Here is a 14,415-nt window from a genome sequence, read left to right as displayed (position 1 = left end):
CGGACCGGTCGGAAACCCGGCCGGAGGTAACGCGTGGCCTCCGGGGCGAACGGCTCCGGCGACCGCGCGTTAATCTTGGCCCTATGCCTGATCGCCGTACTGTCGCCCTTGTCACGCTCGGATGCGCCCGCAACGAGGTGGACTCCGAGGAACTCGCCGGGCGACTGGAGGCCGACGGCTGGTTGCTCGTGGACGACGCAGCCGAAGCCGACGTCGCCGTCGTCAACACCTGTGGCTTCGTCGAGGCCGCCAAGAAGGACTCCGTCGACGCTCTCCTGGAGGCCAACGACCTCAAGGGTCACGGCCGCACCCAGGCCGTCGTCGCGGTCGGCTGCATGGCCGAGCGCTACGGCAAGGAGCTGGCCGACGCGCTGCCCGAGGCCGACGGTGTGCTCGGCTTCGACGACTACTCGGACATCTCCGACCGCCTGCAGACCATCCTGTCCGGCGGCCACCACGCCCCGCACCTGCCGCGCGACCGCCGCAAGCTGCTCCCGCTGAGCCCCGTCGAGCGCCAGGCCGCCGCCACCGAGGTGGCCCTGCCCGGCCACGGCGCCCCCGAGGACCTGCCGGACGGCCTCGCGCCCGCCTCCGGTCCGCGCACCCTGCGCAAGCGCCTGGACGACAACCCGGTCGCCTCCGTGAAGCTCGCCTCCGGCTGCGACCGGCGCTGCTCGTTCTGCGCCATCCCGGCCTTCCGGGGCTCGTTCATCTCCCGCCGCCCCTCGGACGTGCTGCACGAGGCCCAGTGGCTCGCCGGGGAGGGCGTCCGCGAGGTCGTCCTGGTCAGCGAGAACAACACCTCGTACGGCAAGGACCTCGGCGACATCAGACTGCTGGAGACCCTGCTCGGCGAGGTCGCCTCGGTCGAGGGTGTGGAGCGGGTCCGGGTGTCCTACCTCCAGCCCGCCGAGATGCGCCCCGGGCTGATCGACGCCATGACCGGCACCGCGGACGTGGTGCCCTACTTCGACCTGTCGTTCCAGCACTCCGCGCCGGCCGTGCTGCGGCGGATGCGGCGCTTCGGCTCCACCGACCAGTTCCTGGAGCTGCTCGGCTCCATCCGCGACAAGGCCCCGCAGGCCGGCGCCCGGTCCAACTTCATCGTCGGCTTCCCCGGCGAGACGGAGGAGGACTTCGCGGAACTGGAGCGCTTCGTGACCCACGCCGGGCTGGACGCGATCGGCGTCTTCGGCTACTCCGACGAGGAGGGCACCGAGGCCGCCGGCTACGACGGCAAGCTGCCGGAGGACGTGGTCGCCGACCGGCTGGCCCGGCTCACCCGGCTCGCCGAGGAGATGACCGCCCAGCGCGCCGAGCAGCGGATCGGCACGGAGGTCGAGGTGCTGGTCGAGTCGGTCGACGAGGACGTGGTCGAGGGCCGTGCCGCCCACCAGGCCCCCGAGACGGACGGCCTCACCACCCTGCTCGGGGTCGAGGACGCCGAGGTCGGGCAGTTCTACCGGGCCCGGGTGGTCGCCAGCGAGGGCGTCGACCTGGTCGCCGAGGCGCTGGAGCAGGTGCGGGTCCTCCGGGCGCCCGGAGTCGGGGCATGACCCAGGGGCCCGGCGCCCCGGCCGCGGCCCACCCGGGCAGACCGGCGGCCGCGGTGCCTCCGGCGCCGGGGATCTGGAACATCGCGAACGTGCTGACCATGGCCCGGCTGCTGCTGGTCCCGGTCTTCGTGTCCCTGCTGTTCGCCGACGGCGGGCACGACCCCAAGTGGCGCTCGGTGGCCTGGGCCTCCTTCGCGGTCGCGATGATCACCGATCTGTTCGACGGCGAGCTGGCCCGGCGCAAGGGCCTGGTCACCGACTTCGGCAAGATCGCCGATCCGATCGCGGACAAGACGATCATGGGCGCCGCGCTGATCGGGCTCTCGGTGCTGGGGGACCTCCCCTGGTGGATCACCGTGGTGATCCTGGCCCGTGAGCTCGGCATCACGCTGATGCGCTTCTGGGTGATCCGCTTCGGGGTGATCCCGGCCAGCCGGGGCGGCAAGATCAAGACGCTCACCCAGGGCATCGCGGTCGGCATGTACGTGCTGGAGCTGACCGGCTGGCTGGCCACCGCCAGGGCCCTGCTGATGGGCGTCGCGGTCCTGCTGACCGTCGGCACCGCGCTGGACTACGTGGGGCAGGCGCTGCGGCTGCGCCGGGAGGGTCTGGCCGCGCGGCGCACGACCGGGTGAACCCGGGGCGAAGCGGCTCCGCGGCGGCCCTCCGGGCCCACAATGACGGGTACTCCGGGGTGGGCCCGGGGGAGCGCGACGGAGGGACGTCGGGATGAGCGGCGGAGCCGGGCCGGTCGATTCGGGGCCGGTCGACTTCGGAGCGGCCGGTTCGGGAGCGGCCGGTTCGGGAGGGGCCGATTTCGGGCTGGCCGAGCGGGTGCATGCCGGGCTGCGGGCGGAGGGCGGCACGTTGGCCGTCGCGGAGTCGCTGACCGGCGGACTGCTGGCGGCCGCGCTGGTGGACGTCCCGGGGGCCTCCGCGACCTTCCGGGGCTCGGTGACCGCCTACGCGACCGAGTTGAAGGCTTCGGTGCTCGGGGTCGACGAGGGGCTGCTGGCGGTCCACGGCCCGGTCCACCCGGTGGTGGCCCGGCAGATGGCCGAAGGCGTGCGGAAGCTGCTCGGCGCCACCTACGGGGTCGCGACCACCGGAGTGGCCGGCCCGGAGCCGCAGGACGGGCAGCCGGTCGGCACGGTACACCTCGCGGTCGCCGGCCCGGGGGGAAGTCTGGTCAGTTCGCCACGGTTGTCGGGGGAGCGTGCCACAATCCGTCACAGGGCGGTGACCGCCGCTCTGGAGCTGCTCGTCGGGCGGCTCCCGTCCGGTACGTCCACGCACTGAGCGTCGTCCGCACTGTCGTCACCGTGCCTCCGACCGTCCACGCACCACCTCCGACCCGGCTCCCGCCGACGGCCGCTCGCAGGATCTCCACCGAACCGAGATCCGCCGAACTGGCGTGCGGGCATCGGACAGCTGCAGGATCGTGTTACATCGGAGGCCCTGGTTGGGCAGAAACCAAGTGGCGAACGAGTGGCGCGGCGGTGACCCGGTGCCGCCCGGAGGGTACGACGGGGTGCCCACCGGCCCGGGCGCGACACCGAAAATGGGGAGGGGACAGCCTTGCAGCCCAGAGTGAACACGACCATGGTCCCCGCACGCGAAGCGGGCAAGGCGGTACGGTGGGGACGTGACATCTCGATCCGCAGTCCGAGGAGGGAGGCACCGATGATCCTGCTCCGTCGCCTACTGGGCGATGTACTGCGTCGGCAGCGCCAGCGCCAGGGCCGCACACTCCGCGAGGTGTCGGCAGCCGCCAGGGTTTCGCTCGGATACCTCTCCGAGGTCGAGCGGGGACAGAAGGAGGCCTCCTCGGAGCTGCTCTCCGCCATCTGCGACGCACTCGACGTCCGGATGTCCGAGGTCATGCGCGAGGTCAGCGACGAACTGTCGCTCGCCGAACTTGCGGCGATGGCCAGCCTCTCCGAAGGTGAACTGCTGAGGCCGGTGCTCGAACCGGTACCGCTGCCGGCCCCCGGTTCCGACCGGGCGAACATGTCGCCCAAGGCCGCCGCGATGGACGTGGTCGCCGCCTGACCCGGCCTCGGAGCGGGCCGTTCACGGCCCGGGTCGAGCGAAGGAGGCGGTCGTGCGTAATGCGGCGGCGATGCGTGCCGGGGCCCGAATACGGCTCCAGTGGGTGCGGTCCCGGCGGATCCCGATGCTGCTGGCTCTCCTGACGGTCCTGGCCGTCGGGTCCGGCTGGCGGCTGTCGGCGGGCGTCGGACGACTGCCCGACGGGGCGATGCTGGGACTGCTGGCGGCCGGAGGCTGGGGCCTCGGGCTGATCCCGGTCCACGCCGACAGGTGGTCCACCGGCCCCGCGAGGCGCCGGGCGGGTGAGCCGGTCGGACCAGCGGAGGCCGAGCCTCCGATCAGGTGAACAGAACGCGGACGAGGGCCGCGGGACTTCGACGTCCCGCGGCCCTCGTCGTGTGTCCGCGCGCGGCCGCGTGCGCCCGGTGGGCCGGGGCCGGTGTTCCCCGGCCTCCGGCCGGGTGCTTTTCGGCCGCTTCCGGATGATTTCCGGCCCCCTCGTGCAGGTGCTGTCGGTGCCTGCGCGAGGGGGCCGTGCGGGCCGCGGGTGCGGCCGGGGCTCCGCTCAGGGGCGCAGCCGCAGACCGCGCGGGGTGGGGTGGAAGCCCGCCTCCTCCAGGGCGGCGCCGAGCGCGGAGCCGAGGGCGGGCTCACCGTTGGCCCGTTCGACGGTCACGCTGCCGAGTGCCCCGGTCCGGGCCGCCCCGGCCAGCGCGGCCGCCGCGGCGGCGAGCGTGGAGCCGTCCTCCGGCCAGGCCAGCAGGGACTTGCCGCCGCGCTCGATGTACAGGCACAGCTCGCCGTCGACCAGGACCACCAGGGCGCCGGCCTTCCGGCCGGGCCGGTGCGCCTTGCCCGAGGTCTCGGCGGTCCCGGCGGGCGGCTCGGGCCAGGGCAGCGCGGCCCCGTAGGCGTTGGCCGGATCGGCGGCGGCCAGCACCAGGGCCTGCGGGGGCTCGGCCGCCGGGGCGGCCGGCCACTCCACGCCCCGGGTCCGCTCCAGTCGGCCGCTGACCGAGCGCAGCCGGTCGGCGGCGCCCTCCATGGTGAACTGGGCGCCGCCCAGCCCCTCGACGAAGTAGCCCCGGCGGGCCCGGCCGCGCTCCTCCATGGCGGAGAGCACCCGGTAGACCCCGGCGAAGCCGCCCGGGACCCGCTCGGCGACGACCGTGCCCCGGGTGAGCAGGCCGTGCCGGTCCAGCAGGGCCTGGGCCTGGGCGGTGGCCCGGACGGTGGGGTCGGTGGTGAACGGGGGCAGCAGCGACCAGCGCCCGCCCACCGTCGGCGGGCCGCTGCGCAGGGCCCCGCCGAGTCTGCCGTGCGGCCGGCCGGCGCCGCCGTAGCGGCCGCGCGGGGTGGCCCGGGGCGCCCGGTGCGCGGTGGAGCCGGCCGTCCGCCCGGAGCCGAGCAGGGCCCGCAGCGGGGCCAGGGTGTCGTTGCTGACGTAGCCGGCCCAGACGAGGTCCCACAGGGCCTCGACGATCTCGGGCTCGGGCGTCTCCGGGAGGTGCGCGACCAGCTGGCGGAAGAACAGGCCGTAGCCGCCGGCCAGCGCCTCCAGCAGGGCGGTGTGCACCGGGGTGACGGTGGGCGGGACGGGCTCGGGCCGCAGCAGATGGGCGTTCTCGGCCAGGTGCAGGCTGACCCAGCCGTCCTTGCCCGGGAGCGCGCCCGCGCCGGCCCAGCCGATCTCGCCGGCCGCCGTCAGCTCGTCGAGCAGGCCGGGGGAGTAGTCGCTCAGCCGGGCCGGGAGGATCAGCTTCTCCAGCGCGGAGGCGGGCAGGGCGGAGCCCTGCAGCTGCTCGACCACCCGGAGCAGGCCGTCCGGTCCGCGCAGCCGGTGGCCGGCCAGGTGCTGCCACTGCGGCAGGAAGGCGGCCAGGGCGCGTGGCGGGACGGGCTCGACCTCCTGGCGCAGGGCCGCCAGTGAACGGCGGCGGAGCCGGCGCAGCACCTCGGCGTCGCACCACTCGACCGCGCCGGTGTGCCCGTCGGGCGGGGCGGCGCTCGGTGTTTCCGAGGCGGGGAGGTGGGCGCCGGGCGGGCGGAACTCGCCCTGGACCAGGCGGCCGGTGGCGGTGAGCCGGTGCAGGGTGCCGGTGACCACGGCGCCGCCGAGGCCGAAGCGGGTGGCGGCCTCGGCGGCGGTGAACGGGCCGTGGGTGCGGGCGTACCGGGCGAGCAGGTCGCCGAGCGGGTCCTTGACCGGTTCGGTGAAGGCTTCCGGCACGCCGACCGGGAGCGGGGTGCCGAGGGCGTCGCGCAGTCGGCCCGCGTCCTCGACGGCGGCCCAGCGCAGCTCGCCGGCGATCCGGACCTGGATCAGCCGGCGGGCGGCCTCCAGTTCGAGGGCCAGGAGCGGTTCGGCGCCGCGGGCGGTCAGCTCGGCCTCGCTCAGCGGGCCGAGCAGGCGCAGCGCGTCGGCGACCCCTTCGGCGTCCTTGATCCGGCGCTCGGGGGTGAGCCGCTGGAGTTCGGCCTCCAGCTCGGCGAGGACCTCCGGGTCGAGCAGCTCCCGCAGCTCGGCCTGGCCGAGGAGTTCGGACAGCAGCCGGGAGTCGAGCGAGAGGGCGGCGGCGCGGCGCTCGGCGAGCGGGGAGTCGCCCTCGTAGAGGAACTGCGCGACGTAGCCGAAGAGCAGTGAGCGGGCGAACGGGGAGGGTTCGGGGGTGGTGACCTCGACCAGGCGGACGGCCCGGGATTCGAGGTCGCCCATCAGCTCGACCAGGCCGGGGACGTCGAAGACGTCCTGGAGGCACTCGCGGACGGCCTCCAGGACGATCGGGAAGGAGCCGTACTCGGCGGCGACCTCCAGCAGCTGGGCGGCGCGTCGGCGCTGCTGCCAGAGCGGGGTGCGCTTGCCGGGGTTGCGGCGGGGGAGCAGCAGGGCGCGGCCGGCGCACTCGCGGAAGCGGGAGGCGAACAGGGCGGAGCCGCCGACCTGGTCGGTGACCAGCTGCTCGATCTCCTGCGGGTCGAACAGGGCCGCGTCGGCGCCGACCGGGGCGTCGTCGGTGACCGGTGCGGCGGTGGTGGCCGGTGCGGTGGCGGGGCCGCCGAAGTCGAAGTCGGGCGAGAGCAGGTCGGCGTCGGGCAGCCGGAGCACGATGCCGTCGTCCGCGTGCATCACCTGCGGGTCGAGGCCGTGCTTCTCGCGCAGCCGGGCGGCCAGGGCGAGCGCCCAGGGGGCGTGCACCTGGGCGCCGAACGGGGAGTGGACGACGATCCGCCAGTCCCCGAGCTCGTCGCGGAAGCGCTCGACCACGATGGTGCGGTCGTCGGGGAGGTGGCCGCAGGCGGCGCGCTGCTCGGCGAGGTAGTCGAGCAGATTGGCGGCGGCCCAGTCGTCCAGGCCGGCCCGCTTGAGCCGCTCGGTGGCGGCGGCCGGCTCGAGTGCGCCGAGCTCGCGGGTGAAGGCGCCGAGGGCGCGGCCGAGTTCGAGCGGGCGGCCGAGGGTGTCGCCCTTCCAGAAGGGCAGCCGGCCGGGGATTCCGGGGGCGGGGGTGACCAGCACCTTGTCGTGGGTGATGTCCTCGATCCGCCAGGAGGTGGTGCCGAGGGTGAAGACGTCGCCGACCCGGGACTCGTAGACCATCTCCTCGTCCAGCTCGCCCACCCGGCGCCCGCCGGCGCCCTTCTTGTCGTCCGTGCCGGCGATGAAGACGCCGAACAGGCCCCGGTCGGGGATGGTGCCGCCGGAGGTGACGGCGAGCCGCTGGGCGCCGGGGCGGCCGGTGACGGTGCCGGCCACCCGGTCCCAGACCAGGCGCGGGCGCAGCTCGGCGAAGGCGTCGGAGGGGTAGCGGCCGGCGAGCATGTCGAGCACCGCGTCGAAGGCGGACTGCGGCAGGGTGGCGAACGGCGCGGCCCGGCGGACCAGGGCGAGCAGCTCGTCGACCGGCCAGGTGTCCATCCCGGTCATCGCGACCAGCTGCTGGGCGAGGACGTCGAGCGGGTTGCGCGGGATGCGCAGCGCCTCGATCCGGCCGGCCCGCATCCGCTCGGTGACCACGGCGGCCTGGACGAGGTCGCCCCGGTACTTGGGGAAGACGACGCCGGTGGAGACGGCGCCGACCTGGTGGCCGGCCCGCCCGACCCGCTGGAGGCCGGAGGCGACCGAGGGCGGGGACTCGACCTGGACCACCAGCTCGACGGCGCCCATGTCGATGCCCAGCTCCAGGCTGGAGGTGGCGACCACGGCGGGCAGCCGCCCGGCCTTGAGCTCCTCCTCGACCAGGGCGCGCTGCTCCTTGGAGACCGAGCCGTGGTGGGCCCGGGCGATCACCGGCGGGGCGCCGCGGGCGGCGCCGGAGCCGCCCATCAGCTGGGCGGGGGCGTGGGCCTCCGGCGCGGCGCCGCCCGCCCGCTCCAGGGCGATCTCGTTCAGCCGGTTGCAGAGCCGCTCGGCGAGGCGGCGGGAGTTGGCGAAGACGATGGTCGAGCGGTGGGCCTGGACGAGGTCGACGATGCGCTCCTCGACGTGCGGCCAGATGGAGGCCTTCCGCTGCGGGTCCTCGCCGCCGGCGGCGCCGGTCGAGGGGGCGGCGGGCAGGTCGTCGAGGTCCGGGACGGGGACCACCACGGAGAGGTCGAACTCCTTGGTGGCAGGCGGCTGGACCACCTCGGCGCCGCGCCCGGGGCTGAGGAAGCGGGCCACCTCCTCGACCGGGCGGACGGTGGCGGACAGGCCGATCCGGCGGGCCGGGCGGTCGAGCAGCTCGTCCAGCCGCTCCAGGGAGAGGGCGAGGTGGGCGCCGCGCTTGGTGCCGGCGACGGCGTGCACCTCGTCCAGGATCACCGTGTCCACGCCGCGCAGGGACTCCCGGGCGGCGGAGGTGAGCAGCAGGAAGAGCGACTCGGGGGTGGTGATGAGGATGTCCGGCGGGCGGGTGGCGAAGCGCCTGCGGTCGGCGGCCGGGGTGTCGCCGGAGCGGATGCCGACCTGGACCTCCGGCTCGGGCAGGCCGAGCCGGACGGCGGCCTGGCGCAGGCCGGCCAGCGGGGCGCGGAGGTTGCGCTCGACGTCCACCGCGAGGGCCTTGAGCGGGGAGATGTAGAGGACCCGGCAGCGGCGGCCGGGCTCGGCCGGGGGCGGGGTGCTGCTGAGCCGGTCCAGCGCGGACAGGAAGGCCGCGAGGGTCTTGCCGGAGCCGGTGGGGGCGACCACGAGCACGTCGGTGCCCCGGCCGATGGCGCGCCAGGCCTCGGCCTGGGCGGCGGTCGGCGCGGAGAAGGCGCCCGTGAACCAGGCCCGGGTGGCCGGGGCGAAGCCGGCCAGCGGGTCGGCCGGGGGCGGGGTCGGGTGATCGGTCGCCATGCCCCCATGGTGCCGGGTGGCACTGACAACGCGGGCCGGGCGGTGGCGGGTCGGTGGCCGTTCGGGGCAATCGGGAAGGCGAGTCGGACAAACGGACCATATGGTGATGATTCTTACCACCGTGATGCTCCTGTGATGATCAGCCCTCCGGTGGCCGGCCGCTCCGGCGCGGCCGCCGGGACCGACGAGCGGAGACCGTGCCATGGCGCAGGCGGACCCGTCCGGCCTCGGCGGTCCTCTCCCGGCCCGCGGTCCCCGCACGGCCCGCGGCGTCGGCCCGGTTGCCGTGCCCGTCCGGGCGGCCGGTCCTGGCAGGCCGCTCCGGCGCCGCGCCCGCGGGCCGCTCCGGGTGCTGCTCGCGATGCTGCTGACCGCGCTGGTCGTCGGCGGCGCCGTGCCCTACGTCGCCGGGCCGGGCCGCTCCTACCTCAGCTACCTGGTGCTCGCCGAGCGGGCCGACGCCGACGGGGCCGCGCGCGCGGCCGCCGAGGCCCGGGCGGCCGGGGGGCAGGTGGTCCAGGAGTACCCGCAGATCGGGGTGGTGCTCGCGTACGCGGGCGGGGGCTTCGCGGAGAAGGTCCGAGGGCGGCCCGGGGTGGCCGCGGTCGGGGCCAGCCGGACCTCGCCGGTGCCCGGGCCGCCCCGGCCGCTGGACGGCGCCGGCGACTTCCGGGCCGGCGGGGACCGGGCGGCCGGTGATCGGGTCGGCGGTGACGGGGTGCCGTCCGGACGCGCTGCCGACGGGAACGGCGTCCGCGGCAGCGGCGGTGACGGCAGGGAGGGCGGTGACGACGCCACCGCCACCGTCCCGGACCCGGGCGAGCAGGACCCCTGGAACCTCGTGCTGCTCGGCGCCGCCCCCGCCGCCGCGGACGCCACGCCCAACCTGCTGCGCGGCCCCGGCGCCCCGGCCGCCGACGCCCTGCGCAAGGTGCTGGTCGCCGTCCTCGACTCCGGCGTCGACGACACCCACCCCGATCTGCGCGCCGCCGTCGACCCGAGGAGCTCCGCCTCCTGCGCCGACGGCCGCCCCGACGCCAGGACCGGCGCCTGGCGGCCGGACGCCGGGGTCGGCGAGAGCGGCCACGGCACCCATGTCGCCGGGATCGTCGGCGCGGCCAGGGACGGCCGCGGCGTCAGCGGGGTCGCGCCCGGCGTGCGGATCGCCGCCGTCCGGCTGCTCGGTCCGCTCGGCCAGTACTACGCCGAGAACATCGTCTGCGGCATGCTCTGGGCCGCCGACCACGGCGCCAGGGCGATCAACAACAGCTACTTCGCCGACCCGTGGAAGTACAACTGCCCCGACGACCCCGACCAGGCCGTGCTGACCGCCGCCGTCGGCCGGGCCGTCGAGTACGCCCGGGGGAAGGGCGCGGTGGTGGTCGCCTCGGCGGGCAACGACGCGCAGGACCTCGGCGCGCCCCGCACCGACGAGCGCAGCCCCAACGACCGGACGACCGGCCCGCCGCAGTCCCGCCACGTCGGCCCCGAGTGCGTCCGGCTGCCCGGCGAACTGCCCGGCGTGGTCACGGTGACCGCCGTCGACCGGGACGGCCGCCCGTCCGCGTACACCAACTACGGGCGCGGCCACGTCTCGCTGGCCGCCCCCGGCGGGGACCCGGACGGCGGCGCCAGGGGGGCGGTGGTCTCCGACTGGCCCGGAGGCCGGTACGCCGCGCTGGCCGGCACCTCGATGGCCGCCGCGCACGTCACCGGCGCGGTCGCGGTGGCCGCCGCGCTGCACCCGGACTGGGGCTCCGACCGGCTGGCCGCCCTGCTCGCCGCGGACGCGGCGGCCGGCTGCCCGCCCGGGCCGCACGTCTGCGGCGACCACGAGTACTACGGCGCCGGGGCGCTGGTGCTGCCGCGCTGAGCCGCTGCCGCGCGGGACCGCCGCCGAACCGCAGCCGCAGCCGTAGCCGGGGCCGGGCGGCGGACGGGTGGTACGGGGACGGAGGGCCCCGGAAAACCGGGTGACGGGGCGGGGCCGCCGGGTCGAGGATCGGGGGATGGACACCTTCCTCACCACCGGACGGCTGAGGCTGCGCCGCTTCACCGCCGCCGACGTGGACGCCCTGGTGGAACTGGACGCCGACCCGGCGGTGACCCGCTACCTCAGCGGCGGCCGGCCCACCCCGCGCCCGGTGGTCGAGGACACTCTGCTGCCGCTCTACCTCGACCACTACCGGCGCTTCGGCGACCTCGGCTGGTGGGCCGCCGAGGAGCGGGAGGGCGGCGCCTTCCTCGGCTGGTTCGAGTTCCGGCCGGTCGACGGCGACCGCGCCGAGGTCGAGCTTGGCTACCGGCTGCGCCGCGCGGCCTGGGGGCACGGCTATGCCACCGAGGGCTCCCGGGCGCTGATCCGCCGGGGCTTCACCGGGCTGGGCGTCGAGCGGGTGGTGGCGTACACGATGGCGGTCAACAGCGGGTCCCGGCGGGTGATGGAGAAGGCCGGGCTGTCGTACGTGCGCACCTTCCAGGAGGACTACCCGGAGATGATCGAGGGCAGCGAGCACGGCGAGGTCGAGTACGCCCTGACGGCCGCCGACTGGCGGCCCTGAGCGGGCCCCGGGCGGCGCCGGGCGGCCGGACCGGTCGGTGGGCGCTCCGGGATACTGGGGGCATGAGGCTGACGGAGTTCTGGCGGCGAATGTACGAGCACTTCGGCGAGGCGTACGCGGAGTCCTTCGCGAGCGACCATGTGATGAGCGAGCTGGGCGGGCGGACCGTCCGGCAGGCGCTGGACGCGGGCCAGGAGGCCAAGGACGTCTGGCGGGTCGTCTGCGAGACCCAGGGGGTCTCCGGCGTGCTCCGCTGACCCCGGCCACCGGGCCGGACCGGTCCCGACCCCGCTCCGCAGAACCCTCCGCCGATGCTCGAACGTTCGTCGGGCATGGGTCAAACTGTGCGAGTGGCAAGCAGTGCAGAACAGCAGAATCCGGACAGGTCGGCGCAGGTCGCCGACGAGGCCGCGGGCCCTCCGCCCGCCTCCCCGCCCGGCCCGCCGGAGGGCCCGCCGGAGGGCCCGACCGGGGCCCGGACCGCGGGTGACGGCCTGTGGGGTTCCGGGATGCCGCGCTGGCTGCCGCGGGCGATGGTGCTCGCCCTGGTCCTGGTCGGTGCGTTCCAGCTCGCCGACTGGGCCTTCCACCAGCTGATCGACCTCTTCGTGATGCTGCTGGTCTCGTTCTTCCTCTCGCTGGCGCTGGAGCCGGCGGTGGACCGGATGGCGGCCCGCGGCGTGCGCCGCGGCATCGGCACCTTCCTGGTGTTCGTCGCGGTGGCGATCGCTGTGGCCGGATTCCTCACCGCGCTCGGCACCCTGCTGGTCGACCAGGTCGCGAAGATCGCCGGTGACCTGCCCCACCTGCTGGACAACCTGATCGCCTGGATCAACAGCACCTTCCACCAGGACCTCTCGCTGGACGAGCTGCAGAAGAAGCTGCTCAAGGACTCCGGCGCGATCGAGACCTACGCCCAGCAGGCCGCGGACAACGTCTGGGGTGTCTCCTCGACCCTGATCGGCGGGCTCTTCCAGGCCTTCACCGTCGGCCTCTTCACCTTCTACTTCACCGCCGACGGGCCCCGGGTGCGGCGGACCGTCTGCTCGATGCTGCCGCCCGCCAAGCAGGCGGAGGTGTTGCGGGCCTGGGAGATCGCGCTCGCCAAGACCGGCGGCTACCTCTACTCCCGGGCGCTGCTCGCGGTGGTGTCGGCGCTCGCGCACTGGGTGATGTTCGCGCTGCTGGACCTGCCGTACGCGGCCGCGCTCGCGGTCTGGGTCGGCGTCATGTCGCAGTTCGTGCCGACCATCGGCACCTACCTCGCCGGGGCGCTGCCGGTGCTGGTGGCGCTCACCACCCCGCAGCCGGTGGACGCGCTCTGGGTGCTGGCCTTCGTGGTGGTCTACCAGCAGATCGAGAACTACCTGCTGCATCCGCGGATCACCGCGCGGACGGTCGACGTGCACCCGGCGGTGGCGTTCGGCGCGGTGATCGCGGGCGCGGCGCTGCTGGGCGCGGTCGGCGCGCTGATCGCGATCCCGGCGGCGGCCACCCTGCAGGGCTTCGTCGGGACGTACGTGCGCCGCTACGAGGTGGCCACCGACCCGCGGATCGACCGCGGCGAGCAGCGCCGGCACCGCCGGGAGCTGCGCCGGGAGGCGGCCCGGCGGCTGCGCCGGATGGTCGGCGGGGACTCCCGGAGGAAGTAGTCCGAACGGCCCCGGCTTGATTCGAACACTTGTTCTTTGTACTCTCCGGCGCAGAGTTTTCCCCAGGCAGAGCCCGGTCGGGGCCGATTGTCAGTGGGAGGCGCTAGCGTCGAGAACGATGAAGCGCACAGCACAGAACCCGAGGGTGGAAGCCATGGCAGGTACGGACCGCGAGAAGGCCCTTGAGACGGCGCTCGCGCAGATCGAGCGGCAGTTCGGCAAGGGCTCGGTGATGCGCCTCGGCGAGAAGGCGAACGAGCCGATCGAGGTGATCTCCACCGGTTCCACCGCCCTGGACGTCGCCCTCGGGGTCGGCGGTATCCCGCGTGGCCGGGTGGTCGAGATCTACGGCCCCGAGTCCTCCGGCAAGACCACGCTGACCCTGCACGTGGCGGCCAACGCCCAGCGGGCCGGCGGCACGGTCGCCTTCGTCGACGCGGAGCACGCGCTCGACCCGGACTACGCCAAGAAGCTCGGGGTGGACACCGACGCCCTGCTGGTCAGCCAGCCGGACACCGGTGAGCAGGCGCTGGAGATCACGGACATGCTGATCCGCTCCGGCGCGGTCGACCTGGTGATCATCGACTCGGTGGCCGCGCTCGTGCCGCGCGCCGAGATCGAGGGCGAGATGGGCGACTCCCACGTCGGTCTGCAGGCCCGGCTGATGAGCCAGGCGCTGCGGAAGATCGCCGGTGCGCTGAACCAGTCGAACACCACCGCGATCTTCATCAACCAGCTGCGCGAGAAGATCGGCGTCATGTTCGGCTCGCCGGAGACCACGACCGGTGGCCGGGCGCTGAAGTTCTACGCCTCGGTCCGGCTGGACATCCGCCGGATCGAGACCTTGAAGGACGGCACCGAGGCGGTCGGCAACCGCACCCGGGTCAAGGTCGTCAAGAACAAGGTCGCCGCGCCGTTCAAGCAGGCCGAGTTCGACATCCTCTACGGCGTGGGCATCAGCCGCGAGGGCGGCCTGATCGACATGGGCGTGGAGCACGGCTTCATCCGCAAGTCGGGCGCCTGGTACACCTACGAGGGCGACCAGCTCGGCCAGGGCAAGGAGAACGCCCGCAACTTCCTGCGGGACAACCCGCAGCTGGCCGACGAGATCGAGCGGAAGATCAAGAGCAAGCTGGGCATCGGCCCGAAGGTGGAGGAGCCGGCCGAGGTCGAGGCGGCGGCGGACGGCGCCGAGGGCGCGGCCAAGCCGATCACCGCGACCGCCGCCAAGACGGCCGCGGCGAAGAAGACGACGGCGGCTGCCGCCAAGGCCTGAG

Annotated in this window: 11 protein-coding genes; 10 read left to right on the top strand and 1 reads right to left on the bottom strand. The window is 75.0% G+C overall.

Annotated features, from left to right (window positions below):
• The first annotated feature begins 83 nt into the window (after positions 1 to 83).
• From rimO to SM793_RS22490, 5 genes are all read left to right on the top strand, one after another.
• Positions 84 to 1,556 carry a 30S ribosomal protein S12 methylthiotransferase RimO gene (gene rimO, locus SM793_RS22510; protein ID WP_320440063.1) on the top strand — a complete coding sequence of 491 codons (1,473 nt, stop codon included), beginning with the start codon at positions 84 to 86 and terminating at the stop codon, positions 1,554 to 1,556.
• On the top strand, positions 1,553 to 2,191 hold the full coding sequence (gene pgsA / locus SM793_RS22505; RefSeq protein WP_320440062.1) for a CDP-diacylglycerol--glycerol-3-phosphate 3-phosphatidyltransferase: 639 nt from the start codon (positions 1,553 to 1,555) through the stop codon (positions 2,189 to 2,191). Before rimO ends, pgsA begins: the two co-directional genes overlap by 4 nt.
• A gap of 94 nt (positions 2,192 to 2,285) precedes the next feature.
• Positions 2,286 to 2,855: a CinA family protein gene (locus tag SM793_RS22500; protein ID WP_320440061.1), complete on the top strand. Its 570-nt coding sequence runs from the start codon at positions 2,286 to 2,288 to the stop codon at positions 2,853 to 2,855.
• A 384-nt stretch (positions 2,856 to 3,239) separates the two neighbouring features.
• Complete coding sequence (locus tag SM793_RS22495) at positions 3,240 to 3,608, top strand: helix-turn-helix transcriptional regulator (protein WP_320440060.1); 369 nt, start codon at positions 3,240 to 3,242, stop codon at positions 3,606 to 3,608.
• Between the two features lie 52 nt (positions 3,609 to 3,660).
• The gene (locus SM793_RS22490) at positions 3,661 to 3,954 is read left to right on the top strand and encodes a hypothetical protein (RefSeq protein ID WP_320440059.1); all 294 of its coding nucleotides are present in this window, start codon (positions 3,661 to 3,663) and stop codon (positions 3,952 to 3,954) included.
• Between the two features lie 219 nt (positions 3,955 to 4,173).
• Here the strand turns inward: SM793_RS22490 and SM793_RS22485 are convergent, their stop codons facing one another.
• Positions 4,174 to 8,925, bottom strand: a complete 4,752-nt coding sequence (locus tag SM793_RS22485; protein WP_320440058.1) for a DEAD/DEAH box helicase — start codon at positions 8,923 to 8,925, stop codon at positions 4,174 to 4,176.
• A 202-nt stretch (positions 8,926 to 9,127) separates the two neighbouring features.
• Here SM793_RS22485 and SM793_RS22480 point away from each other — a divergent pair, with 202 nt between their 5' ends.
• From SM793_RS22480 to recA, 5 genes are all read left to right on the top strand, one after another.
• Positions 9,128 to 10,798: a S8 family serine peptidase gene (locus SM793_RS22480; RefSeq protein ID WP_320440057.1), complete on the top strand. Its 1,671-nt coding sequence runs from the start codon at positions 9,128 to 9,130 to the stop codon at positions 10,796 to 10,798.
• A gap of 136 nt (positions 10,799 to 10,934) precedes the next feature.
• On the top strand, positions 10,935 to 11,486 hold the full coding sequence (locus tag SM793_RS22475) for a GNAT family N-acetyltransferase (RefSeq protein ID WP_320440056.1): 552 nt from the start codon (positions 10,935 to 10,937) through the stop codon (positions 11,484 to 11,486).
• Positions 11,487 to 11,548: 62 nt separating this feature from the next.
• A complete protein-coding gene (locus SM793_RS22470; protein WP_093860300.1) occupies positions 11,549 to 11,743 on the top strand; it encodes a DUF3046 domain-containing protein in 195 nt (64 codons plus the stop codon).
• A 93-nt stretch (positions 11,744 to 11,836) separates the two neighbouring features.
• Positions 11,837 to 13,138, top strand: coding sequence for an AI-2E family transporter (locus SM793_RS22465; protein ID WP_320440055.1), 1,302 nt, complete (start codon positions 11,837 to 11,839; stop codon positions 13,136 to 13,138).
• Positions 13,139 to 13,292: 154 nt separating this feature from the next.
• Positions 13,293 to 14,414 (top strand): recombinase RecA, encoded by a 1,122-nt coding sequence (gene recA, locus SM793_RS22460; RefSeq protein WP_320440054.1) that lies wholly within the window; start codon positions 13,293 to 13,295, stop codon positions 14,412 to 14,414.
• The last annotated feature ends 1 nt before the right edge of the window (position 14,415 follow it).

It is taken from the genome of Kitasatospora purpeofusca, assembly GCF_034043715.1.
Taxonomy (GTDB): Bacteria; Actinomycetota; Actinomycetes; order Streptomycetales; family Streptomycetaceae; genus Kitasatospora; species Kitasatospora purpeofusca_A.
Note: the sequence above shows the minus strand (reverse complement) of the source record. Positions and strands in the feature narration are given on the sequence as shown.